This is a genomic window from Nocardiopsis moroccensis (assembly GCF_055763695.1).
In genome coordinates this window covers 5,648,636-5,669,266 of sequence record NZ_CP199747.1, presented here as the reverse complement: position 1 = coordinate 5,669,266, position 20,631 = coordinate 5,648,636, and the positions used below count along the sequence as shown (strand labels likewise).

Here is a 20,631-nt window from a genome sequence, read left to right as displayed (position 1 = left end):
CCTCTACAGCCGTGAGTGGTCGCATCCCCGCCCCGCCCGGTCACCGGAGGGGCCGGGAGACGGGCCCGCCGTCACCAGGTCGGTTGGACGAACCCCATACGGGATATTTTATCGCGGTTCGACTCGCGCGCGGTCAGCACCATCGGGCCGTCCGCGGTGATCGCGACGGTGTGCTCGAAGTGGGCGGCGCGGCCGCCGTCCCGGGTGACGACGGTCCAGCCGTCGTCGAGCTCCACCACATCGTGCCCGCCGAGCGTGGTCATCGGCTCGATCGCCAGGCACATGCCCTCGACCAGCCGCATGCCGCGGCCCTTCTTGCCGTAGTTCAGCACGTGCGGGTCCATGTGCATCTCGGTCCCGATGCCGTGGCCGCCGTACTCGCGTACGTTGCCGTAGTCACCGTTGGCGCGGATGTGGCCGCCGATCGCGTGGCCGATGTCCCCCAGGCGCATGCCCGGGCGCATCTGCGCGATCCCCTGCCACATGGACTCCTCGCACACGTCCATCATCGCGAGGTCCTCGGGGCGGCCCTCGCCGACCGCGATGGTGACCGCGGAGTCGCCGTGCCAGCCGTCGAGGATGGCACCGCAGTCGACGGAGATGATGTCACCCTCGGCCAGGGTGCGCTCGGCACTCGGGATACCGTGCACGACCTCCTCGTTCACCGAGGCGCAGATCGAACCGGGGAAGCCGTGGTAGCCCTTGAAGGAGGGGACGGCCCCGGCGTCCCGGATGACCTTCTCCGCGACCGCGTCCAGTTCGAGGGTGGACACTCCGGGCCGCACCGCGGCCCGGAGGGTGTCCAGGGCGCGGGCCACGACCTGGCCCGCCGCCCTCATCTTGGCGATCTGCTCCGGCGTCTTGATCTGCACGCCCGGATCCGCCTTTCGAAACATCAGGCCGCCGACCGCTTCTCGGCGATGGCGGCCTTCGCGCGGGCCGTCACCTCCGCCACGGGTCCCGTGGCGGCGATGGTGGCCAGCAGGCCTTCCCCGGCGTAGAACTCCACCAGCGGCGCGGTCTGCTCACGGTAGACCTTCAGGCGGTGCCTGATGGTCTCCTCGCGATCGTCCTCGCGCTGGTACAGCTCGGCGCCCTCGTTGTCGCACTTGCCCTCGCTGCGCGGGGCGTCGTACTCGACGTGGTACACCCGGCCGCACTCGGGGCAGGAACGGCGCCCCGAGAGGCGCTTGACGACCTCTTCCTCGTCGACCCTCAACTCCAGGACGACGTCCAGGCCGCTGCCCAGGTCGGAGAGCATCCCCTTGAGGGTCTGCGCCTGGGGGACGTTGCGGGGGAAACCGTCGAGGAGGAAGCCCTCCGCCGCGTCGTCCTGGGCCAGTCGGTCCTTGACCATGGCGTTCGTGACCTCGTCGGGGACGAGGTCGCCACGGTCCATGAACTCCTTGGCCTTCTTGCCGAGTTCCGTACCACCGCTGACGTTGGCCCGGAAGATGTCACCCGTGGACACCTTCGGTACCGACAGCTCTTCCGCGAGGATCTGGGCCTGGGTGCCCTTACCGGCCCCAGGCGGCCCCACCAATACTGCACGCATTTATCGCAGAAAACCTTCGTAGTTCCTCTGCTGGAGGTGACTCTCGATCTGCTTCACCGTGTCCAGCCCGACACCCACCATGATCAGGATGCTCGTCCCGCCGAAGGGGAAGTTCATGTCGGCGCCGGTGGCACCGAGAGCAACCATGGGCAGGAGAGCGATCACACCCAGGTACAGAGAGCCGGGGGTCGTCAGTCGAGTCAAGACGTAGTCGAGGTACTCGGCGGTCGGACGCCCTGGTCGGATACCCGGGATGAACCCACCGTACTTCTTCATGTTGTCGGCGACCTCAGTGGGGTTGAAGGTAATCGCCACATAGAAGAACGCGAACCCGATGATCATGACGAAGAAGGTCGCCATGTAGATGGGGTGGGTGCCCGTGAGGAAGTAGGTCTGGAAGAACTGGGCCACCGGGTGGGTGGAGTCCTGGCCGATCAGACCGACGACCAACTGCGGGAGGTACAGCAGCGAGGAGGCGAAGATCACGGGGATGATGCCCGCCTGGTTGACCTTCAGGGGGATGTAGGTCGAGCTGCCGCCGTACATACGGCGGCCGACCATTCGCTTCGCGTACTGGACCGGGATGCGGCGCTGGGCCTGCTCCATGAACACCACGGCGGTGATCAGGGCCAGACCGGCGATGCAGATGATGATGAAGATCCAGATCGACCGCTCCTCGTACATCCCCATGATCGAGGCGGGGAACATCGCGATGACCTGGGTGAAGATCAGCAGGGACATACCGTTGCCGACACCGCGCTCGGTGATCAGCTCACCCATCCACATGATGATCGCGGTACCCGCGGTCATCACGAAGACGATCGTCACCATGGTGATGATGTCCTGGTTGGGCATGTACGTCGACGGGGAGATCGAGTTCTGGAAGAGGGCGCCGGTGCGGGCCATGGCCACGATCGAGGTGGCCTGGAGCACGGCGAGCATGAGAGTCAGATAGCGGGTGTATTGGGTGATCTTGCTCTGTCCGGCCTGGCCCTCCTTCTTGAGGGCCTCCAGACGGGGGATCACCACCGTGAGCAGGTTGATGATGATGCTCGCGGTGATGTACGGCATGACCCCGAGCGCGAACACCGCAAGTTGCAGCAGCGCGCCGCCGCTGAACAGGTTCACCAGGGCGTAGACACCGGATTGGTCCTGCGCGGTGATGAACTCCATCTGGTCCCGGATCGCCGCCGAGTCGATGCCCGGAGCGGGAATCACCGAACCCAGCCGGAAGATCGTCAGGATGAACAGTGTGAACAGCAGCTTATTGCGCAGGTCGGGCGTGCGGAATGCACGAACGAACGCACCTAGCACGTCTCCTCCTGCGCGGCTTCGGCGGCGGAACGGGTTCCAGACATCGCGGCCGATCCTGAATCGTCGTAGAACGTCAGCACCGGGCCTGTCGCCCGGTGCTCGGAAGTACTCACATTACGTCAAGCGGGGAGCTCAAACAGATGGCACTGTAACAGTCATCACCCGACGAAGGGGTTCGTGAGGCATAACGATCAACACTCACAACACATAAGGGCGCCCGCCAGCAGGCCCTTCTCGGACCTACTGGGCGGGCGCCCCCAGTGCGCATCGTAGGGAAAACCCTACAGCTCGGTGACAGTGCCGCCGGCGGCGGTGATCTTCTCCTTCGCCGAGCCGGAGAACGCGTTCGCGCTCACCTGCACGGCGACGGTGATCTCACCCGTGCCCAGCACCTTGACGGGCTGGTTCTTGCGAACCGCGCCCTTGGCGACCAGGCCCTCGACGGTGACCTCGCCACCCTCGGGGTAGAGCTCGCTCAGCCGGTCCAGGTTGACGACCTGGTAGGTCCTCTTGAACCGGGCGTTGCTGAAGCCCTTGAGCTTCGGGATCCGGCGGATGAGGGGCATCTGCCCACCCTCGAAACCGGGCCGAACGGTGTTACGAGCCTTCGTGCCCTTGGTGCCGCGACCAGCCGTCTTGCCCTTGGAAGCCTCGCCGCGACCCTTGCGGATCTTGGCCTTGTTGGCACCCGGGGCGGGACGCAGGTGGTGCAGCTTGAGCAGCTCGTCGGGGTTGTAGTCGCTCATTCTGCGACCTCCTCGACAGTGACGAGGTGCGAGACGATCGTGATCTGCCCGCGAACCTCAGGGCGGTCCTCACGGACGGTGGACTTACCGATCCGGCCCAGGCCCAGCGACTGGAGAGCAGCGTGCTGCTTCACCTTGCCGCCGATCTTGGAACGGGTCTGCGTGATCTTGATCTTGGCCATGATCAGGCTCCTGCCTTCGCCTCAGAGCGAGCGCGCAGCATGGCAGCCGGGGCCACATCCTCGATCGGCAGACCACGGCGGGCCGCGATCTCCTCAGGCTGGTTGAGGCCCTTGAGCGCCGCCACCGTGGCGTGCACGATGTTCAGCGGGTTGGACGAACCGAGCGACTTGCTCAGGATGTCGTGAATGCCGGCGCACTCCAGGACGGCGCGCACGGGACCACCGGCGATAACACCGGTACCCGGAGCGGCCGGACGGAGCAGGACGACGCCGGCGGCTTCCTCGCCCTGGACCCGGTGCGTGATCGTGCCCTGGATGCGGGGGACGCGGAAGAAGTTCTTCTTCGCCTCCTCGACACCCTTGGCGATCGCGGCCGGAACTTCCTTGGCCTTGCCGTAACCGACACCCACCATGCCGTTGCCGTCTCCGACGACGACGAGCGCGGTGAAGGAGAAGCGACGGCCGCCCTTGACGACCTTCGCGACCCGGTTGATGGTCACGACCTTCTCGATGTAGGAGACACCCTTGTCTGCGGCGCCGCCGCGGCGATCGTCACGGCGATCACGCCGCTCGCCACCGGCGCCGCGCCGCGGTGCTGCAGCCATCAGTGGTTCCTCTTCTCGTGGTTGTTCTTCGCCAGTACAGAGGTCATCGAACTAGAACTCCAGACCGCCCTCGCGCGCCGCGTCGGCGAGCTTGGCGATACGACCGGCGTAGCGGTTACCGCCACGGTCGAAAACGACCGCGGTGATACCGGCGTCCTTCGCGCGCTGCGCGACGAGCTCACCGACCTTGACGGACTTGTCGGACTTGGTGCCCTCGGCGCCACGCACGTCGGTCTCAACGCTGGAGGCGGCGACCAGGGTGTGACCCCTCGTGTCGTCGATCACCTGCGCGACGATGTGCTTGGAGGAGCGGAACACAGCCAGGCGGGGACGCTCGGCGGTGCCCACGACCCTCTTGCGCACGCGGAACTGGCGGCGCTTACGAGCGGTGGTGGCCTTCGCGGTGCGCTTGCGGCTCACGGTGATGCCCATGCCTACTTACCAGCCTTTCCGGCCTTGCGGCGGATGTGCTCACCCTTGTACCGCACGCCCTTGGCCTTGTACGGGTCAGGCTTGCGCAGACCGCGGATGTTCGCGGCGACCTGGCCCACCAGCTGCTTGTCGATGCCCTCGACGTGGAGGAGGGTCGGCTTCTCCACGCGGAAGGTGATGCCCTGCGGGGGTTCCACGACGACCGGGTGGCTGTAGCCCAGCGAGAACTCCAGGTTGGAGCCGCGGGCCTGGACGCGGTAACCCACACCGTGGATCTCCAGCGTCTTGGCGTAACCCTTGGAGACACCCTCGACGAGGTTCGCGATCAGTGCGCGGGTCAGCCCGTGCAGCGACCGGTTCTCCGGCTTGTCGTCGGGACGCACCACCGTGACGATGCCGTCCTCGAAGGAGGCGGTGATCGGCTCGGCGATCGTGTGCTTCAGTTCGCCCTTCGGCCCCTTGACAGTGACGTCTTGCCCGTTAATCGTGACTTCGACGCCCTTGGGGACCGAGAGCGGCAGTCGACCGATTCGCGACATGCTTCAGTCTCTCCCTATTACCAGACGTAAGCGAGGACTTCGCCGCCCACGCCACGCTTCTTGGCCTGCTTGTCAGTCATCAGGCCACCGGACGTCGAAATGATCGCCACACCGAGGCCACCCAGCACGCGCGGGAGGTTCTCCTTCTTCGCGTACACCCGCAGACCGGGCTTGGAAACCCGGCGGATGCCCGCGATGGAACGCTCTCGGGTGGGGCCGTACTTCAGGTCCAGGACGAGGTTCTGGCCCACAGGGGCCTCCTCGGTCCGCCATCCCTGAATGAAACCCTCCTGCTGGAGGATCTCGGCGATGTGCGCCTTGATCTTGGAATACGGCATCGTCACGGTGTCGTGGTACGCCGAATTCGCGTTACGCAGACGCGTCAGCATGTCTGCGATCGGGTCGGTCATCGTCATGGCCGGCTGGCCCTTCCTCACCGCGGTTTCCGAGTGCGGGCTTTCCCAGAGCCTGCCTCCCTGAAGGGTTGCCCCCCGGGAGTGCACAAACGGACCTTCGGCGTGGTCGTGGGCACCGCGGTCCCTCTCGGGACTGCCGTGCCCTGATGGTTGGATGTTGCTGGACCGCGCACCGCCCGGTGGCGGCGGCGGACACTGCTATGAGCTACCAAGCAGGTGGTGGCTCGGGGGGCCGACCGCGCTGTGCGCAGGGTCGGCCCCGCCGGGAACTACCAGCTCGACTTGGTGATGCCGGGCAGCTCGCCCCGGTGCGCCATCTCGCGGAAGCAGATACGGCACAGGCCGAACTTCCGGAAGACGGCACGCGGACGGCCGCACCGCGAGCATCGAGTATACGCACGAACGCCGAACTTCGGCTTCCGCTGCGCCTTCGCAATCAGGGACTTCTTAGCCATCTGTGGTAACCCCTCAGGCTTCCTTGAACGGGAAACCGAGCCGCTTGAGCAGGCTGCGGCCTTGTTCGTCGCTGGTCGCCGTCGTGACAACCGTGATGTCCATCCCACGCTGACGGTCGACCTTGTCCGGGTCGATCTCGTGGAACATGACCTGTTCGGTCAGACCGAACGTGTAGTTGCCGTTCCCGTCGAACTGCTTCGGGGAAAGGCCACGGAAGTCCCGAATCCGGGGCAGGGCCAGCGAGAGCATCCGGTCGAGGAACTCCCACATCCGGTCGCCGCGCAGCGTGACGCTGGCGCCGATCGGCTGTCCCTCGCGCAGCTTGAACTGCGCGATGGAGTTCTTGGCCCGGTTGATCTTCGGCTTCTGGCCGGTGATCGCCGACAGGTCGGCGATCGCGCCCTGGATCAGCTTCGCGTCACGAGCCGCCTCGCCCACGCCCATGTTGACCACGATCTTCGTGAGACCGGGGATCTGCATGACGTTGGCGATGTCGAACTCGTCCTTGAGGCCCGCAGCGATCTCGTTGCGGTACTTCTCCTTGAGCCGCGGCATCGGAGGTGCGGTGATGTCGTTGGTAACCGTCATCAGATGTCCTTACCGGTGCGGCGGGAGACCCGAACCTTGGTTCCGTCTTCCTCGAAGCGGTAGCCGACCCGAGCGGCCTTACCGTCCTCCGCGAGCGCAACGTTGCTCACGTGGATGGGGGCCTCCTTGGTGACGACCTCGCCCTGCTGGCCGCCCGCCGGGTTGGCCTTCCTGTGCTTCTTGACCAGGTTGACGCCCTCGACGATGACACGGTCGTCCTTCGGCATGGCCTTGACGACCTTGCCGGTGGCACCCTTGTCCTTGCCGGCGAGAACGATGACCTCGTCGCCAGATTTGATCTTCATCGCTTAGAGCACCTCCGGCGCCAGCGAAATGATGCGCATGTACTTCTTGTCACGCAGCTCACGGCCGACCGGGCCGAAGATGCGGGTGCCTCGCGGGTCCCCACCGTCCTTGATGAGCACGGCAGCGTTCTCATCGAAGCGGATGTAGGAGCCGTCGGGCCGGCGGCGCTCCTTAGCGGTGCGCACGACAACGGCCTTGACGACGTCGCCCTTCTTGACTCCAGCGCCAGGCAGGGCGTCCTTCACCGTGGCGACGATAGTGTCGCCGATCCCGGCGTAGCGCCGACCCGAGCCACCGAGAACACGGATGGTAAGGATCTCCTTGGCACCCGTGTTGTCGGCGACCTTGAGTCGCGACTCCTGCTGAATCACGTCTGCTCCTGATGTGATGCGTGCGGTCCACTGCCGCACGGCTAGGTGGTCTCACCCCTCGCGTCGGCGGCCGACAACGTGTGTCGGCCGCCGACAGGCTGGGGTTACTTAGCCTTCTCCAGGATCTCCACGACGCGCCAACGCTTCGTCGCGGAGAGCGGCCGGGTCTCCATCATGCGGACCCGGTCGCCGACGCCAGCGGAGTTCGCCTCGTCATGGGCCTTGTACTTGGTCGTCCTACGGATGACCTTGCCGTACAGGGCGTGCTTGACGCGGTCCTCAACCTCGACAACGACGGTCTTGTCCATCTTGTCGCTGACGACGTAGCCCTCGCGCACCTTGCGGTAGTTGCGCGTCGCGGTCTGGTTCTCACTCATTCGGCTGCTTCCTTCGTCTCCTCAGCCGACTCACCAGACAGCGGGACGATGCCCAGCTCGTGCTCGCGCAGGACCGTGTAGATCCGCGCGATCTCGCGCTTGACAGTGCGCAGACGGCTGTGGTTGTCGAGCTGACCGGTGGCGGCCTGGAAGCGGAGGTTGAAGAGCTCTTCCTTGGCTTCCTTGAGCTTAGTGACCAGGTCCTCGACGGACTGGTCGCGCAGCTCGTGGGCAGTCACGGACTTTGCCACTACTCCCACACCTCCCGCTTAACAAACTTGCACTTCATCGGGAGCTTGTGCATCGCACGGCGCAGGGCCTCCTTGGCCACGGCCTCGGGCACGCCCGACAGCTCGAACATCACACGCCCGGGCTTGACCGGCGCGACCCACCACTCGGGCGAACCCTTACCGGAACCCATACGGACCTCGGCGGGCTTCTTCGTCAGCGGACGGTCCGGGAAGATGTTGATCCACACCTTGCCGCCACGCTTGATGTGACGCGTCATGGCGATACGAGCGGACTCGATCTGACGGTTCGTCACGTAGGCCGACTCCAGAGCCTGGATGCCGTACTCGCCGAAGTTGATCGACGTGCCACCCTTGGCCTTGCCGCGCAGGTCCGGGTGGTGCTGCTTGCGGTACTTGACCTTACGAGGAATAAGCACGGGTCAGCTCCCCTCGGTCTTCGGGGCCTCGGCCGAAGCACCAGCCTTGGCCTCGGTGTTCGGGCCACCAGCGGCGCCGCCACGGCGACGACGCTGCGGACGCTCACGACGCTGGCCGCCGCCGGCGGTGCGCTGGGCGGCCTGGGCCGCCTCGCGCTCGGCGCGGGTCACAGGGGCGTCGCCCTTGTAGATCCACACCTTGACGCCGATGCGACCGAACGTCGTCCGGGCCTCGAAGAAGCCGTAGTCGATGTCGGCGCGCAGCGTGTGCAGCGGGACCCGGCCCTCGCGGTAGAACTCCGAGCGGGACATCTCAGCCCCACCCAGGCGGCCACCGCACTGGATCCGGATGCCCTTGGCACCGCTCTTCATCGCGCTCTGCATGGCCTTGCGCATCGCGCGGCGGAAGGCCACGCGGCTGCTCAGCTGCTCAGCGACGCCCTGGGCGACGAGCTGCGCGTCGATCTCGGGGTTCTTCACCTCGAAGACGTTCAGCTGCACCTGCTTGCCGGTGAGCTTCTCCAGGTCCGTACGGATCCGGTCGGCCTCGACGCCGCGGCGGCCGATGACGATGCCCGGCCGGGCGGTGTAGACGTCCACGCGGACACGGTCACGGGTGCGCTCGATCTCGACCTTGGAGATGCCCGCGCGCTCCATGCCACGGGTCAGCATCCGACGGATCGCGACGTCTTCCTTGACGTAGTCCTTGTAAGACTTGTCGGCGTACCAGCGGCTCTTGAAGTCGGTGGTGATGCCGAGGCGGAACCCGTGCGGGTTTACCTTCTGCCCCACTATCGGGTCCTTTCCTTCGTCTTGGACGAGGCGCCCGAGTTCTCAGCGACGACCACGGTGATGTGGCTCGTACGCTTCGTGACCCGGAAAGCCCGGCCGAAGCCTCGGGGGCGAATGCGCTTCAGGGTCGGACCCTCGTCCACCCACACGCGCTCGACCACCAGGGTCTCGCGGTCCAGCTTGTCGTTGTGCTCAGCGTTGGCGATGGCGCTTGCCAGCACCTTGCCAACAGGCTCGCTAGCCGACTGGGGCGCGAACCGGAGCACCGCCTGTGCCTCGTCAGCGGGCAACCCGCGAATAAGGTCCGCCACCCGGCGAGCCTTCCGGGGCGTAACGCGGACGAACCGCGCCTGTGCCCTCGTTCCCATCGCTTTTCCCTCGCTCACGGAAATTCATTCCCCACTCACCGTGGAGAAAATGGTTCTTACAACTGCTGCAACCGCTAACGGCGGCTACGGCGGTCTTCCTTGACGTGGCTACGGAAAGTACGCGTGGGAGCGAACTCACCGAGCTTGTGGCCGACCATCGACTCCGACACGAACACCGGAACGTGCTTGCGTCCGTCGTGGACGGCGATCGTGTGACCGATCATCTCCGGGACGATCATGGACCGCCGGGACCACGTCTTGATGACGTTCTTGGTCCCCTTCTCGTTCTGGACTTCCACCTTCTTGATGAGGTGGTCGTCGACGAAGGGACCCTTCTTAAGGCTACGTGGCATCAGACGTGCTCCTTACCGCTTCTTCTTACCGCTACGCCGACGCCGCACGATCAGCTTGTCGCTGGCCTTGTTCTTGGTCCGGGTCCGGCCTTCCTTCTTGCCCCAGGGGCTGACCGGGTGACGACCACCGGAGGTCTTGCCCTCACCACCACCGTGCGGGTGGTCGACCGGGTTCATGACCACACCACGGACGGTCGGGCGCTTGCCCTTCCACCGCGAGCGGCCGGCCTTGCCCCAGTTGATGTTGGACTGCTCGGCGTTGCCGACCTGGCCAACCGTGGCGCGGCAGGAGATCTCGACCATGCGCATCTCACCGGAGGGCATACGCAACGTGGCGTAGCCGCCCTCCTTGGCGAGGAGCTGGATCTGCGACCCCGCGGAACGGCCCAGCTTGGCACCGCCACCCGGCTTCAGCTCGACCGCGTGCACGAACGTACCCGTGGGGATGTTGCGCAGCGGGAGGCAGTTGCCCGGCTTGATGTCGGACTGGGGGCCGTTCTCGACCTTGTCACCCTGCTTGAGGCCGGCGGGCGCCAGAATGTAGCGCTTCTCACCGTCCACGTAGTGCAGCAGGGCAATGCGAGCAGTGCGGTTGGGGTCGTACTCGATGTGAGCGACCTTGGCCGGCACGCCGTCCTTGTCGTGACGACGGAAGTCGATCACGCGGTAGGCGCGCTTGTGGCCACCACCCTGGTGACGAGCGGTGATCCGGCCGTGGCCGTTACGACCGCCCTTGGAGTGAAGCGGACGAACCAGGGACTTCTCCGGCTCCGAGCGCGTGATTTCGACGAAGTCGCTCACGCTGGAGCCGCGACGACCCGGCGTCGTCGGCTTGTACTTACGAATGCCCATCTTCTTCGCGCATTCCTTTACGTATTGCTTGGTGTGTAGCGGTCAGACCCTGAGAAGGTCAGACACCGAAGATGTCGATCCGCTGGCCGTCGGCCACGCTGACGATCGCGCGCTTGGTGTCGGGACGCTTCCCGAAACCGAAACGGGTCCGCTTGCGCTTACCCTTCCGGTTGATCGTGTTCACGTTCGTGACCTTCACCTCGAAGATCTTCTCGATCGCGATCTTGATCTGGGTCTTGTTGGCGTCGGGGCGAACGATGAACGTGTACTTGTTCTCGTCCATGAGCCCGTAGCTCTTCTCGGAGATCACCGGCTCGACGATGATGTCCCGGTGGTCGGCGATCCTCACTGGTCGTCCTCCTCGGACTCAGCGGCCTTCGAGGTACCGGCCGCGTGGGCCAGGAACTCGGCGTAGCCCGCCTCGGTGAAGACCACGTCGTCCGCGTACAGGACGTCGTAGGTGTTCACCTGGTCCGCGTCGAGGATGTGCACCTCTTCGAGGTTGCGCAGGGCGCGCCGGTTGTGCTCGTCCTCGCGGGCCAGGACGACGAGAACCTTGTCGGACTCGGTGACCTGGCGCAGCGCCTTCAGAGCGTTCTGCGTGAGCTTGGCGTCCGCGTCCTCGGCCACGAACTGGCTGACGACGTGGATACGGCCGTGGTTGGCCCGGTCGGAGAGGGCACCGCGCAGGGCGGCGGCCTTCATCTTCTTCGGGGTCCGCTGGCTGTAGTCACGCGGCTGGGGACCGTGAACGGTGCCACCACCGGTGTACTGCGGGGCGCGGATCGAGCCCTGACGGGCGCGACCGGTTCCCTTCTGGCGGTAGGGCTTCTTGCCACCGCCGCGGACGTCGCCGCGGGTCTTGGTGGCGTGGGTGCCCTGCCGACCGGCAGCCAGCTGGCCGTTCACGACCTGGTGGATCAGCGGAATGCTGACCTGCTGGGCGAAGACGGACTCGGGAAGCTCCACGCTGCCCTTGGAACCGCCTTCAGGGTTCTTGACCTCGATCTGGGCCATGGCTTACTTGTCCCCCTTCACAGCGGTGCGGACGAGCACCAGACCGCCGTTGGGACCGGGCACAGCACCCTTGACCAGGATGAGGCCCTTCTCCGCGTCCACGGAGTGGACGGTCAGGTTCTGGATGGTCTTGCGCACGTTGCCCATGCGCCCGGCCATCCGCATGCCCTTGAAAACGCGGCCGGGAGTGGCGCAGCCGCCGATGGAACCGGGCGAGCGGTGCTTGCGCTGGGTGCCGTGCGTGGCGGAGAGACCACGGAAACCGTGGCGCTTCATCACACCGGCGAAGCCCTTGCCCTTGCTCTTGCCCGTGATGTCGACCTTCTGGCCGATCTCGAACGAGGCGGCGTCGACCTCCTGGCCGAGCTGGTACTCGGAGGCGTCGGTGGTGCGCACCTCGACGTAGTGACGGCGCGGGGTCAGGTCGTTCGCGCGAAGGTAGTCGCCGAGAGGCTTGTTGACCTTGCGCGGGTTGATCTGCCCGTAGCCGAGCTGGATGGCGGAGTAGCCATCGGTGTCCGGAGTCCGGATGCGGCTCACGACGCACGGACCGGCCTTCAGGACGGTTACCGGCACCATCTTGCCGGCGTCGTCGAAGACCTGGGTCATGCCGAGCTTTTCGCCCAGAACTCCCTTGATCTGCTTGGTGGCCATGTCTGTGCGTCCTTAAAGCTTGATCTCGATGTCAACGCCAGCCGGCAGGTCGAGACGCATAAGCGAGTCGACCGTCTTCGGTGTGGGGTCGATGATGTCGATCAGCCGCTTGTGGGTGCGCATCTCGAAGTGCTCGCGCGAGTCCTTGTACTTGTGCGGCGATCGGATGACGCAGTAAACGTTCTTCTCCGTCGGCAGCGGCACCGGGCCCGCGACCTGTGCGCCAGTTCGCGTCACAGTCTCAACGATCTTGCGCGCCGAGCTGTCGATGACCTCGTGGTCATAGGCCTTTAGCCGAATGCGGATCTTTTGTCCCGCCATGTGGCCTGTTCGTCCTTCGCTTCAGTGTCCGTAACGGTGAGCTGTCCCGGTCACAGACGCCCAGGCCCGTCGGCGAATCCGCCGGCGTGTTCGGCCGTGAGCCCCTATTCCCTTGAGAAACCGCAACAGGGCTTGCCCCTGCGGTGCGTCACCGTCACAGAGCCCGATGACGTCTTGTCAGTGTGGTGGGTGGGCCGCGGTGAGGCGGCCCACCCACCACGTCGGGGCGGCTCCTCAGGGGGCCACCCCAACGTGTGTGCTACTTGATGATCTTCGTGACGCGACCCGCGCCCACGGTCCGGCCACCCTCACGGATGGCGAACTTCAGGCCCTCTTCCATCGCGACCGGCTGGATCAGCACGACGGACATCTCGGTGTTGTCACCGGGCATGACCATCTCGGTGCCCTCCGGCAGCGTCACGACGCCGGTGACGTCGGTGGTGCGGAAGTAGAACTGCGGGCGGTAGTTGTTGAAGAACGGCGTGTGGCGGCCACCCTCGTCCTTGGACAGGATGACGACCTGGCCCTCGAACTCGGTGTGCGGGGTGGTCGTGCCGGGCTTGATCACGACCTGGCCGCGCTCGACGTCCTCGCGCTTGATGCCGCGCAGGAGCAGACCGACGTTGTCGCCGGCCTGGCCCTGGTCGAGCAGCTTGCGGAACATCTCAACACCGGTGACGGTGGTGGTCTGCTTGTCTTCCTTGATACCGACGATGTCAACGGTCTCGTTGACGTTGACGATACCGCGCTCGATACGACCGGTGACGACGGTGCCGCGACCGGTGATCGAGAAGACGTCCTCGATCGGCATCAGGAAGGGCTTGTCGGTGTCACGCTCGGGCTCCGGAATGAAGCTGTCGACCGTGCCCATGAGCTCCAGGACGGCCTTGCCCCACTCGGCGTCGCCCTCGAGCGCCTTCAGAGCCGAGACCTTGGTGACGGGAACGTCGTCGCCGGGGAACTCGTACTCGCTGAGCAGCTCACGGACCTCGAGCTCGACGAGCTCGAAGATCTCCTCGTCGTCCACCATGTCGGCCTTGTTCAGGGCGACGACGATGGCGGGGACGCCGACCTGGCGGGCCAGGAGCACGTGCTCCTTGGTCTGCGGCATCGGGCCGTCGGTGGCGGCCACGACCAGGATCGCGCCGTCCATCTGCGCGGCACCCGTGATCATGTTCTTCACGTAGTCCGCGTGGCCGGGGCAGTCGACGTGAGCGTAGTGACGCTCGGTCGTCTGGTACTCGACGTGGGCGACGGAGATGGTGATACCGCGCTCGCGCTCCTCAGGAGCGTTGTCGATGTCCTCGAACGGGGTGAACGGGTTCAGCTCCGGGTACGCGTCGTGCAGCACCTTGGTGATGGCTGCGGTCAGCGTGGTCTTGCCGTGGTCAATGTGACCGATGGTGCCGATGTTGACGTGCGGCTTAGTCCGCTCGAACTTTTCCTTCGCCACTGGAAGTCTCCTAGACGTACAGAACTATCTGACTGTGGTCCAACCCGCGGTTGCGGGAACAGCCTGGTTACGTGTTCGCGACTATTCGCCGCGAACCTTCGCCACAATTTCTTGGGCGACAGCGGACGGAACCTCCGCGTAGGAGTCGAACACCATCGAGTAGTTGGCTCGACCCTGCGTACGGCTGCGCAGGTCACCCACGTAGCCGAACATTTCCGAAAGGGGCACCTGGGCCTTGACGAGCCGGACACCGGAACGCTCGTCCATGGACTGGATCTGTCCACGGCGGGAGTTCAGGTCACCGATGACGTCACCCATGTACTCCTCGGGCGTGGTGACCTCGACGGCCATGACCGGCTCGAGCAGCGCAGGCTTCGCGAGCCTGACGGCCTCCTTGAAGGCCATCGAACCAGCGGTCTTGAACGCCATCTCGGAGGAGTCGACGTCGTGGTACTGGCCGTCCTGCAGCGTCACCTTGATGCCGACGAGCGGGTAGTGCGCGAGCACACCCAGCTCAGCGGCCTCCTGGCAGCCCGCGTCGACCGACGGGATGTACTCCCGCGGGATGCGGCCACCGGTGACGGAGTTGACGAACTCGTAACCCGACGCGTCGCCCTCTTCGGCCACGAGCGGCTCGAGGTCGATCTTGACCTTGGCGAACTGGCCCGACCCACCGGTCTGCTTCTTGTGGGTGTAGACGTGGCCTTCGACCTTCTTGCGAATGGTCTCGCGGTAGGCCACCTGGGGCTTACCGATGTTCGCCTCGACCTTGAACTCGTCGCGCATGCGGTTGACCAGCACCTCGAGGTGCAGCTCACCCATGCCGGAGATCACGGTCTGGCCGGTCTGCTCGTCCGAGGCCACCTGGAAGGAGGGGTCCTCGTCGGCCAGACGCTGGATCGCGATGCCCAGCTTCTCCTGGTCGCTCTTGGTCTTGGGCTCGATGGCCACCTCGATGACCGGAGCCGGGAAGGTCATGGACTCCAGGACGATCGGCGAGCCCTGCTCGCAGAGCGTCTCACCGGTCGTGGTGTCCTTCAGGCCCATGACCGCGACGATGTCGCCCGCGCCCGCCTCGGGGATCTCCTCACGCTTGTTGGAGTGCATGCGGTAGATCTTGCCGATGCGCTCCTTGCGGCCCTTCAGGCTGTTCAGAACCTGGGTACCGGCGGTGAGGACACCCGAGTAGATGCGCACGTAGGTGAGCTTGCCCAGGTGCGGGTCGCTCATGATCTTGAAGACCAGTGCGGACATCGGCTCGTCCACGCTCGGCTTGCGCTCGAGCTTGGTCTCCTCGCTCTCGTCCTTGGGGTCGTGGCCCTCGATGGCGTCCACGTCCAGGGGCGAGGGGAGGTAGGCGGTGACCGCGTCGAGCAGGGGCTGGACGCCCTTGTTCTTGAAGGCGGTGCCGCAGACCACGGGGACGGCGGTGCCGGCGATGGTGGCGCGACGGATCGCGGTCACCAGCTGCTCCTCGGTGGGCTCCTGGCCCTCCAGGTACAGCTCCATGATCTCGTCGTCGGCCTCGGCCAGCGTCTCGATGAAGGAGTCGCGGGCCTCGCGGGCGGCGTCCGTGTGGGTCTCGGGGATGTCGACCGTGTCGTACATCTCGCCGAGCTTGGCCTCGTCGTTCCAGACGTAGGCCTTCATCTTCACGAGGTCGATGACGCCCTGGAAGTCGCTCTCGGCGCCGATGTTCAGCTGGATCGGCATGGCGTTCGCGCCGAGGCGCTCACGGAACATGTCGACACAGCGCTGGAACTCCGCGCCGATCTTGTCCATCTTGTTGACGAAGCAGATCCGGGGGACCTTGTAACGGTCGGCCTGGCGCCAGACCTGCTCCGACTGGGGTTCGACGCCTTCCTTGGCGTCGAACACCGCGACGGCACCGTCGAGCACACGCAGCGACCGCTCGACCTCGACCGTGAAGTCGACGTGGCCAGGCGTGTCGATGATGTTGATGGTGTAGTCGTCCCAGTGGGTGGTGGTAGCAGCCGAGGTAATGGTGATACCCCGCTCCTGCTCCTCCTTCATCCAGTCCATGGTGGCAGCGCCATCGTGGACCTCGCCCACCTTGTGGGTCACACCGGTGTAGTAGAGGATCCGCTCGGTCGTCGTGGTTTTGCCCGCGTCGATGTGGGCCATGATGCCGATGTTGCGGACCTTGGCCAGGTCAAGCAAAGTCTTAGCCATGAGGCTCGTCTTCCCTAGGTCTCAAGGAATCGATTCGCCGCGGGATTACCAGCGGTAGTGGGCGAAGGCCTTGTTCGACTCGGCCATCTTGTGCGTGTCCTCACGCTTCTTGACAGCCGCGCCCAGACCGTTGCTGGCGTCAACCAGCTCGTTCATCAGACGCTCCGTCATGGTCTTCTCACGACGCTTGCGCGAGAAGTCGACCAGCCAGCGCAGGGCCAGCGTGGTGGACCGGGAGGCGCGAACCTCGACCGGCACCTGGTAGGTCGCGCCACCGACACGGCGGCTGCGGACCTCCAGCGCGGGCTTGATGTTGTCCAGGGCTCGCTTGAGGACGACGAGCGGGTCCTGACCGGTCTTCTCACGGGCGCCTTCGAGGGCGTCGTAGACGACGCTCTGTGCGATGGAGCGCTTGCCGTCGAGGAGCACCTTGTTGATGAGTGCGGTGACGAGCGGCGAGCCGTAAACCGGGTCGGTGATGAGCTGGCGCTTCGGCGCCGGGCCCTTGCGCGGCATGCTTACTTCTCCTTCTTGGCGCCGTAGTGGCTACGGGCCTGCTTGCGGCCCCGGACACCCTGGGTGTCGAGCGAACCGCGGACAATTCGGTAGCGGACGCCCGGCAGGTCCTTCACTCGACCGCCACGAACCAGCACGATGCTGTGCTCCTGGAGGTTGTGACCAATGCCGGGAATGTAGGCCGTGACCTCGATGCCGCTGCTCAGCTTGACGCGAGCGACCTTACGCAGAGCGGAGTTCGGCTTCTTCGGCGTAGTGGTGTAGACACGCGTGCACACACCACGACGCTGCGGACTCCCCTTCAGCGCCGGGGTCTTGTTCTTTGCGACCTTGTCCTGTCGGCCCTTGCGGACCAGCTGCTGGATGGTGGGCACCGCGTCTCCGTCTTCCTCGTGACCTACGCCGGTTCTCGTAGCCGATATCGCTATTGACCTGCTGAATTTCCCGAAACTCCCCGACCCCCGGGGTCGGGCGTGTCGCACTTTTTCCCACGCATGGCAGATGGCGCACACCCGGCCGTAAGGCCGATTCACAGGAGGGGGTTCACATGCGCCGCGCGCCTTGCGTCCGTCCTGTGGAGGACTGGGGCGCCGCACACGCACGTGTGACCCGTCGACTCACGGGCACAATCACACAGGCTACCGCTTACCGAACAGGCGGTCAAAACGGTGTGCGACATGGCGAGACAAGCGGAACCGGATCTCGCGTAGCCGTGGGTCACCCCTAGTCTACGCGCTTCCAGACTCGTTTCGCCCATGTTTTCCCGCCGGGGGGCGGGCGGAGGGCCGCAAAAGGGCAACGGCCGCTCCCAGGGGGCCAATTGTCCCCCGGAAGCGGCCGAGAAGCTACAGCGCGAACCAGATCGCGACGGAGATCACCGTCACCAGGATGCCGATGACCGCGAAGACGGTGCCGGTGGTGATCAGCCCCAGCCCGTCGAGTGTGCCGCGCGACTCACGGATCGCCCTCTTGGCCTTGGGGCCGGTGACGAACAGCGCCAGGACCGCGGTGATCACACCGAGCCCCGGGAGCAGCGAGGCCACACCCAGCCACAGGGTCAGGTTCGCCCCGGGTTCGGTGTCGGCCAGGAAGTCGACGCTGTCGTACCCGGGGTAGGCGTCGCCCACGTCCCCGCCCAGGGGCGCGTCGTCGAAGCCCGGGAAGTCCGCGGCGATCCGGTCCCGGCGCCGCCGGGACTGCCTGGGCCGTTCCGGCATCCCGTAGTCCGCCGGAGTGAAGCCGTCCTCGTAGTCCGACTCCTCCTCACCGGCCTCGTCCTCGGCGGCGCGTTCCCGAAGGGCCCGGTCCACGGGCGGCGGCACCGCCCCCAGGTCGGAGGGGACCCCGGGCGCCACCGGCCCCTGTTCCTCCGGCGGACCGTCGAGTCCGTCACCGGCCCGGTCGTGGACCAGGTCCTCGTAACCGTCCTCGTCCCCGTACCCGCCGTATTCGACGCCCTCGTCGAACCGGTCGTCGTCCACGTCCTCGTAGGCCCGGTCCCGGTAACCGTCCCCGCCGGAGGCGGCGCCGCGCTCGTCGTAGCCCAGCTCGTCGTAGCCCCGGGGTTCCTCCCGGTCCCAGGAGCCCCGGGTCCCGGTGGACCAGTCCTGCCGGACCCCGTCGTCGAGGCCGCCGGGATCGGCGGGCCCGTCGAAGGAGGGTGCCGTGAACATCTGGGTGGAGCCATCGCCACCGCGCCAGGAGTCGTCCTCGGCAGCGGCGGCGGAGCCGCCCCAGGAGGGCTGGTCCAAGGGGTGTTCGTCCGGGGCCGACCGGCCCCACGAGGCCTCCTCTGCCGGCGGCGCGTCCCAGGAGAGCTCGTCCCGCGCGGGTGCGTCCCACGGGCGCTCGTCCCACCCCTGGCCGGGGCGCTCGTCCCACCCCTGGCCGGGGCGTTCGTCCCACCCCTGGCCGGAGTCGGGTCCGTACTCCTCCTCCGTGCCCGGGTCCTCCTTGGCCCTGGCCCGCGACTGCATGTCGGCGATGGCCGCCAGCGGGTCCTCGGAGGTGGCCACGGCCGCGGACAGCTCGCCCGTGTCGGGGCCGCCGTCCCACTCCCCCGCGGTTTCCCCGGCGGGGGCGGCGCTCCACTCGGTGTCAGCGCCCCAGTCGGTGTAGGAGGGCTCCTCCGGGGCCGTGTCGCGGCGGCGGCGCTCGGCGTCACGGACCACGTCGGGCAGGCGGGGGTCGTCGCGGTCGAAGGCCCAGGTGTTCCCACTCCCGCCGCCGATCCCGCCCTGGTCGGCGGAGACCGCTTCGGGCGAGGGCGCGGAGAGCTCGTCCTCGTACCCTCCGGTCCGGTCGCGGGTGTACCGGTCGCGCACCGGGGACTCGTCGAGCGGCGGTACAGGCCGGGGTGAGAGCTCGTCGTCGTACCGGTCAACGCCGTAGGAGGGGGCGGGGGCCGGGTCGCTCCACTCCCGGGTGGTCGGCTCGGCCCAGGGCTCGGTGGTGCCCGCGCCCCTCCAGGCGTCCCCGCTGTCCGGTGTCGGGCTCCAGCTGTCCAGGCCGCCGGTGCCCTGCCACTGTCGCGGCTGGTCCCGGTCGGGCTCGGGCCTCCAGGCATCCCCGGCCGATCCCGCCCAGGTGTCCTGCACGGGCTCCGGGGCCGGCGGTTCGACCGCGGGGGCGGGCTCGGGCTCCGCGGCCGCCTGCGGCGCCCAGGAGTCCTCGATCGGAGCGGTCCAGGCGTCCCGCGCGGGTTCGGGGGCCGGCGGCTCCGCTCCCCACGGTCGCGTGGCCGCGGTGGGCTCCTCCGCCGCCCGGCCGCCGCCCTCCGCCGGGGGTGCCTCGGCCGCCCAGGTGTCGTTCACCGTTCGGGGTGCCTCGGCCGCCCACGGCTGCGCAGCCGGAGCGGCCGTGTCCGCTGCCAAGGACGGTTCGGCCCCGGCTTCCCCTGCGGGTCGGCTCCCTCGTGCGAGGGACTCCTCGGGCTCCTCCTCGGCGGGCCGGGCGGCCCACGAGTCGTTCCCGGACGCCGCCCAGCTGTCGTGGGCGGGTTCAGCGGGTTCGGAGCCCTCCGGCGGTAGCGGGACCTCGGCGCTGGCGGCGATACCCGGGTAGCCGCCGGTCGCGGCGCTCTCCCGGGCCTCCGTCGGGCCCTCGGTCTCCGCGGAACTCCCGGCCCGCGAGGGCCCCTCCGGCTCAGGGAACCCCCCGGGCGCACCCAGCGGGTCGCTCTCCCCCGGGATCCGGGTGACCGGCTGGTAGGCCGCGCTCCCCGCACCCGGGTAGGAGATCCCCGGAACGTACGGGGGCTCCCCGCCGTAGGTCGGCGGGGTCTCCTTCGGGGTCGCGGGCGGACCGCCCAGAGCGTCCGGGTAGGGCTCCACCATGGCCGGACGCGAGGCGCTCAGCCCGGCGTAACCCCCGCTGTCCGGGAAGACCGCGCCACCGGCGGGGGCGTCGTCGCCCTCCCCGGTGCCTTCCTCGCCCTCCAGGGGGTCCTGGTACTCCGACTGTGTGCGATAGCGGTTCTCACTGGGCTTGAACCACGAGTCCGCGTCCTGCTCGGACGCCCGGTTCCCCGGTGCGTCGCCCCCGTTATCAGTCACTTGC

29 protein-coding genes are annotated in these 20,631 nt (G+C 66.8%); all 29 read right to left on the bottom strand.

Features of this window, described 5'->3' with window-relative positions; translation table 11 throughout:
• Nucleotides 1–71: 71 nt before the first annotated feature.
• The 29 genes from map to ACUKCB_RS24995 all read right to left on the bottom strand — a co-directional run bounded on the left by map (nt 72) and on the right by ACUKCB_RS24995 (nt 20,627).
• Complete coding sequence (gene map / locus ACUKCB_RS25135) at nt 72–896, bottom strand: type I methionyl aminopeptidase (protein WP_452542726.1); 825 nt, start codon at nt 894–896, stop codon at nt 72–74.
• Nucleotides 896–1,555 (bottom strand): adenylate kinase, encoded by a 660-nt coding sequence (locus tag ACUKCB_RS25130; protein ID WP_473038031.1) that lies wholly within the window; start codon nt 1,553–1,555, stop codon nt 896–898. Before ACUKCB_RS25130 ends, map begins: the two co-directional genes overlap by 1 nt.
• Nucleotides 1,556–2,869 (bottom strand): preprotein translocase subunit SecY, encoded by a 1,314-nt coding sequence (secY, locus tag ACUKCB_RS25125; protein ID WP_473038030.1) that lies wholly within the window; start codon nt 2,867–2,869, stop codon nt 1,556–1,558.
• Between the two features lie 281 nt (nt 2,870–3,150).
• Nucleotides 3,151–3,615 (bottom strand): 50S ribosomal protein L15, encoded by a 465-nt coding sequence (rplO, locus tag ACUKCB_RS25120; protein WP_473038029.1) that lies wholly within the window; start codon nt 3,613–3,615, stop codon nt 3,151–3,153.
• Nucleotides 3,612–3,797, bottom strand: a complete 186-nt coding sequence (gene rpmD / locus ACUKCB_RS25115) for a 50S ribosomal protein L30 (protein ID WP_017542991.1) — start codon at nt 3,795–3,797, stop codon at nt 3,612–3,614. The genes rplO and rpmD overlap by 4 nt, the downstream gene beginning before the upstream one ends.
• Nucleotides 3,798–3,799: 2 nt before the next feature.
• Entirely contained in the window at nt 3,800–4,402 is a 603-nt protein-coding gene (gene rpsE / locus ACUKCB_RS25110; protein ID WP_191266623.1) for a 30S ribosomal protein S5, read from the bottom strand.
• A 51-nt stretch (nt 4,403–4,453) separates the two neighbouring features.
• A complete protein-coding gene (gene rplR, locus ACUKCB_RS25105; RefSeq protein ID WP_191266627.1) occupies nt 4,454–4,834 on the bottom strand; it encodes a 50S ribosomal protein L18 in 381 nt (126 codons plus the stop codon).
• Nucleotides 4,835–4,836: 2 nt separating this feature from the next.
• The gene (rplF, locus tag ACUKCB_RS25100; RefSeq protein ID WP_452542721.1) at nt 4,837–5,373 is read right to left on the bottom strand and encodes a 50S ribosomal protein L6; all 537 of its coding nucleotides are present in this window, start codon (nt 5,371–5,373) and stop codon (nt 4,837–4,839) included.
• A 17-nt stretch (nt 5,374–5,390) separates the two neighbouring features.
• Nucleotides 5,391–5,789 carry a 30S ribosomal protein S8 gene (gene rpsH / locus ACUKCB_RS25095; protein WP_191266632.1) on the bottom strand — a complete coding sequence of 133 codons (399 nt, stop codon included), beginning with the start codon at nt 5,787–5,789 and terminating at the stop codon, nt 5,391–5,393.
• Between the two features lie 269 nt (nt 5,790–6,058).
• Nucleotides 6,059–6,244, bottom strand: a complete 186-nt coding sequence (locus ACUKCB_RS25090) for a type Z 30S ribosomal protein S14 (protein ID WP_017573364.1) — start codon at nt 6,242–6,244, stop codon at nt 6,059–6,061.
• Between the two features lie 13 nt (nt 6,245–6,257).
• A complete protein-coding gene (gene rplE / locus ACUKCB_RS25085) occupies nt 6,258–6,833 on the bottom strand; it encodes a 50S ribosomal protein L5 (protein ID WP_191266634.1) in 576 nt (191 codons plus the stop codon).
• Nucleotides 6,833–7,138, bottom strand: a complete 306-nt coding sequence (gene rplX, locus ACUKCB_RS25080; RefSeq protein ID WP_191266637.1) for a 50S ribosomal protein L24 — start codon at nt 7,136–7,138, stop codon at nt 6,833–6,835. The genes rplE and rplX overlap by 1 nt, the downstream gene beginning before the upstream one ends.
• A gap of 3 nt (nt 7,139–7,141) precedes the next feature.
• Complete coding sequence (gene rplN, locus ACUKCB_RS25075) at nt 7,142–7,510, bottom strand: 50S ribosomal protein L14 (protein WP_017573367.1); 369 nt, start codon at nt 7,508–7,510, stop codon at nt 7,142–7,144.
• Between the two features lie 104 nt (nt 7,511–7,614).
• Nucleotides 7,615–7,887 (bottom strand): 30S ribosomal protein S17, encoded by a 273-nt coding sequence (gene rpsQ, locus ACUKCB_RS25070; RefSeq protein WP_017542998.1) that lies wholly within the window; start codon nt 7,885–7,887, stop codon nt 7,615–7,617.
• Nucleotides 7,884–8,138: a 50S ribosomal protein L29 gene (gene rpmC, locus ACUKCB_RS25065; protein ID WP_017542999.1), complete on the bottom strand. Its 255-nt coding sequence runs from the start codon at nt 8,136–8,138 to the stop codon at nt 7,884–7,886. Before rpmC ends, rpsQ begins: the two co-directional genes overlap by 4 nt.
• Nucleotides 8,138–8,554 (bottom strand): 50S ribosomal protein L16, encoded by a 417-nt coding sequence (gene rplP / locus ACUKCB_RS25060; RefSeq protein WP_191266649.1) that lies wholly within the window; start codon nt 8,552–8,554, stop codon nt 8,138–8,140. The genes rpmC and rplP overlap by 1 nt, the downstream gene beginning before the upstream one ends.
• 3 nt (nt 8,555–8,557) lie before the next feature.
• Entirely contained in the window at nt 8,558–9,346 is a 789-nt protein-coding gene (gene rpsC / locus ACUKCB_RS25055) for a 30S ribosomal protein S3 (protein ID WP_191266653.1), read from the bottom strand.
• The gene (gene rplV / locus ACUKCB_RS25050; protein ID WP_191268019.1) at nt 9,346–9,714 is read right to left on the bottom strand and encodes a 50S ribosomal protein L22; all 369 of its coding nucleotides are present in this window, start codon (nt 9,712–9,714) and stop codon (nt 9,346–9,348) included. The genes rpsC and rplV overlap by 1 nt, the downstream gene beginning before the upstream one ends.
• A 74-nt stretch (nt 9,715–9,788) precedes the next feature.
• Nucleotides 9,789–10,067, bottom strand: a complete 279-nt coding sequence (rpsS, locus tag ACUKCB_RS25045; RefSeq protein WP_053616300.1) for a 30S ribosomal protein S19 — start codon at nt 10,065–10,067, stop codon at nt 9,789–9,791.
• A 12-nt stretch (nt 10,068–10,079) separates the two neighbouring features.
• Nucleotides 10,080–10,919, bottom strand: a complete 840-nt coding sequence (gene rplB, locus ACUKCB_RS25040) for a 50S ribosomal protein L2 (protein WP_473038028.1) — start codon at nt 10,917–10,919, stop codon at nt 10,080–10,082.
• 58 nt (nt 10,920–10,977) lie between these two features.
• Nucleotides 10,978–11,268, bottom strand: coding sequence for a 50S ribosomal protein L23 (gene rplW, locus ACUKCB_RS25035; protein WP_017543005.1), 291 nt, complete (start codon nt 11,266–11,268; stop codon nt 10,978–10,980).
• Nucleotides 11,265–11,936, bottom strand: a complete 672-nt coding sequence (rplD, locus tag ACUKCB_RS25030) for a 50S ribosomal protein L4 (protein ID WP_191266658.1) — start codon at nt 11,934–11,936, stop codon at nt 11,265–11,267. Before rplD ends, rplW begins: the two co-directional genes overlap by 4 nt.
• 3 nt (nt 11,937–11,939) lie before the next feature.
• Nucleotides 11,940–12,590 (bottom strand): 50S ribosomal protein L3, encoded by a 651-nt coding sequence (rplC, locus tag ACUKCB_RS25025; protein ID WP_191266660.1) that lies wholly within the window; start codon nt 12,588–12,590, stop codon nt 11,940–11,942.
• A gap of 12 nt (nt 12,591–12,602) precedes the next feature.
• A complete protein-coding gene (gene rpsJ, locus ACUKCB_RS25020; RefSeq protein ID WP_013156110.1) occupies nt 12,603–12,911 on the bottom strand; it encodes a 30S ribosomal protein S10 in 309 nt (102 codons plus the stop codon).
• Between the two features lie 259 nt (nt 12,912–13,170).
• Nucleotides 13,171–14,364, bottom strand: coding sequence for an elongation factor Tu (gene tuf / locus ACUKCB_RS25015; RefSeq protein ID WP_473038027.1), 1,194 nt, complete (start codon nt 14,362–14,364; stop codon nt 13,171–13,173).
• Between the two features lie 81 nt (nt 14,365–14,445).
• Entirely contained in the window at nt 14,446–16,557 is a 2,112-nt protein-coding gene (fusA, locus tag ACUKCB_RS25010) for an elongation factor G (protein WP_473038025.1), read from the bottom strand.
• Nucleotides 16,558–16,602: 45 nt separating this feature from the next.
• Entirely contained in the window at nt 16,603–17,073 is a 471-nt protein-coding gene (rpsG, locus tag ACUKCB_RS25005; RefSeq protein ID WP_191266666.1) for a 30S ribosomal protein S7, read from the bottom strand.
• A 2-nt stretch (nt 17,074–17,075) separates the two neighbouring features.
• Entirely contained in the window at nt 17,076–17,447 is a 372-nt protein-coding gene (gene rpsL, locus ACUKCB_RS25000) for a 30S ribosomal protein S12 (RefSeq protein ID WP_014912437.1), read from the bottom strand.
• Nucleotides 17,448–17,918: 471 nt separating this feature from the next.
• Nucleotides 17,919–20,627, bottom strand: a complete 2,709-nt coding sequence (locus ACUKCB_RS24995; protein ID WP_473038024.1) for a DNA polymerase III subunit gamma/tau domain-containing protein — start codon at nt 20,625–20,627, stop codon at nt 17,919–17,921.
• Between the last annotated feature and the right edge of the window lie 4 nt (nt 20,628–20,631).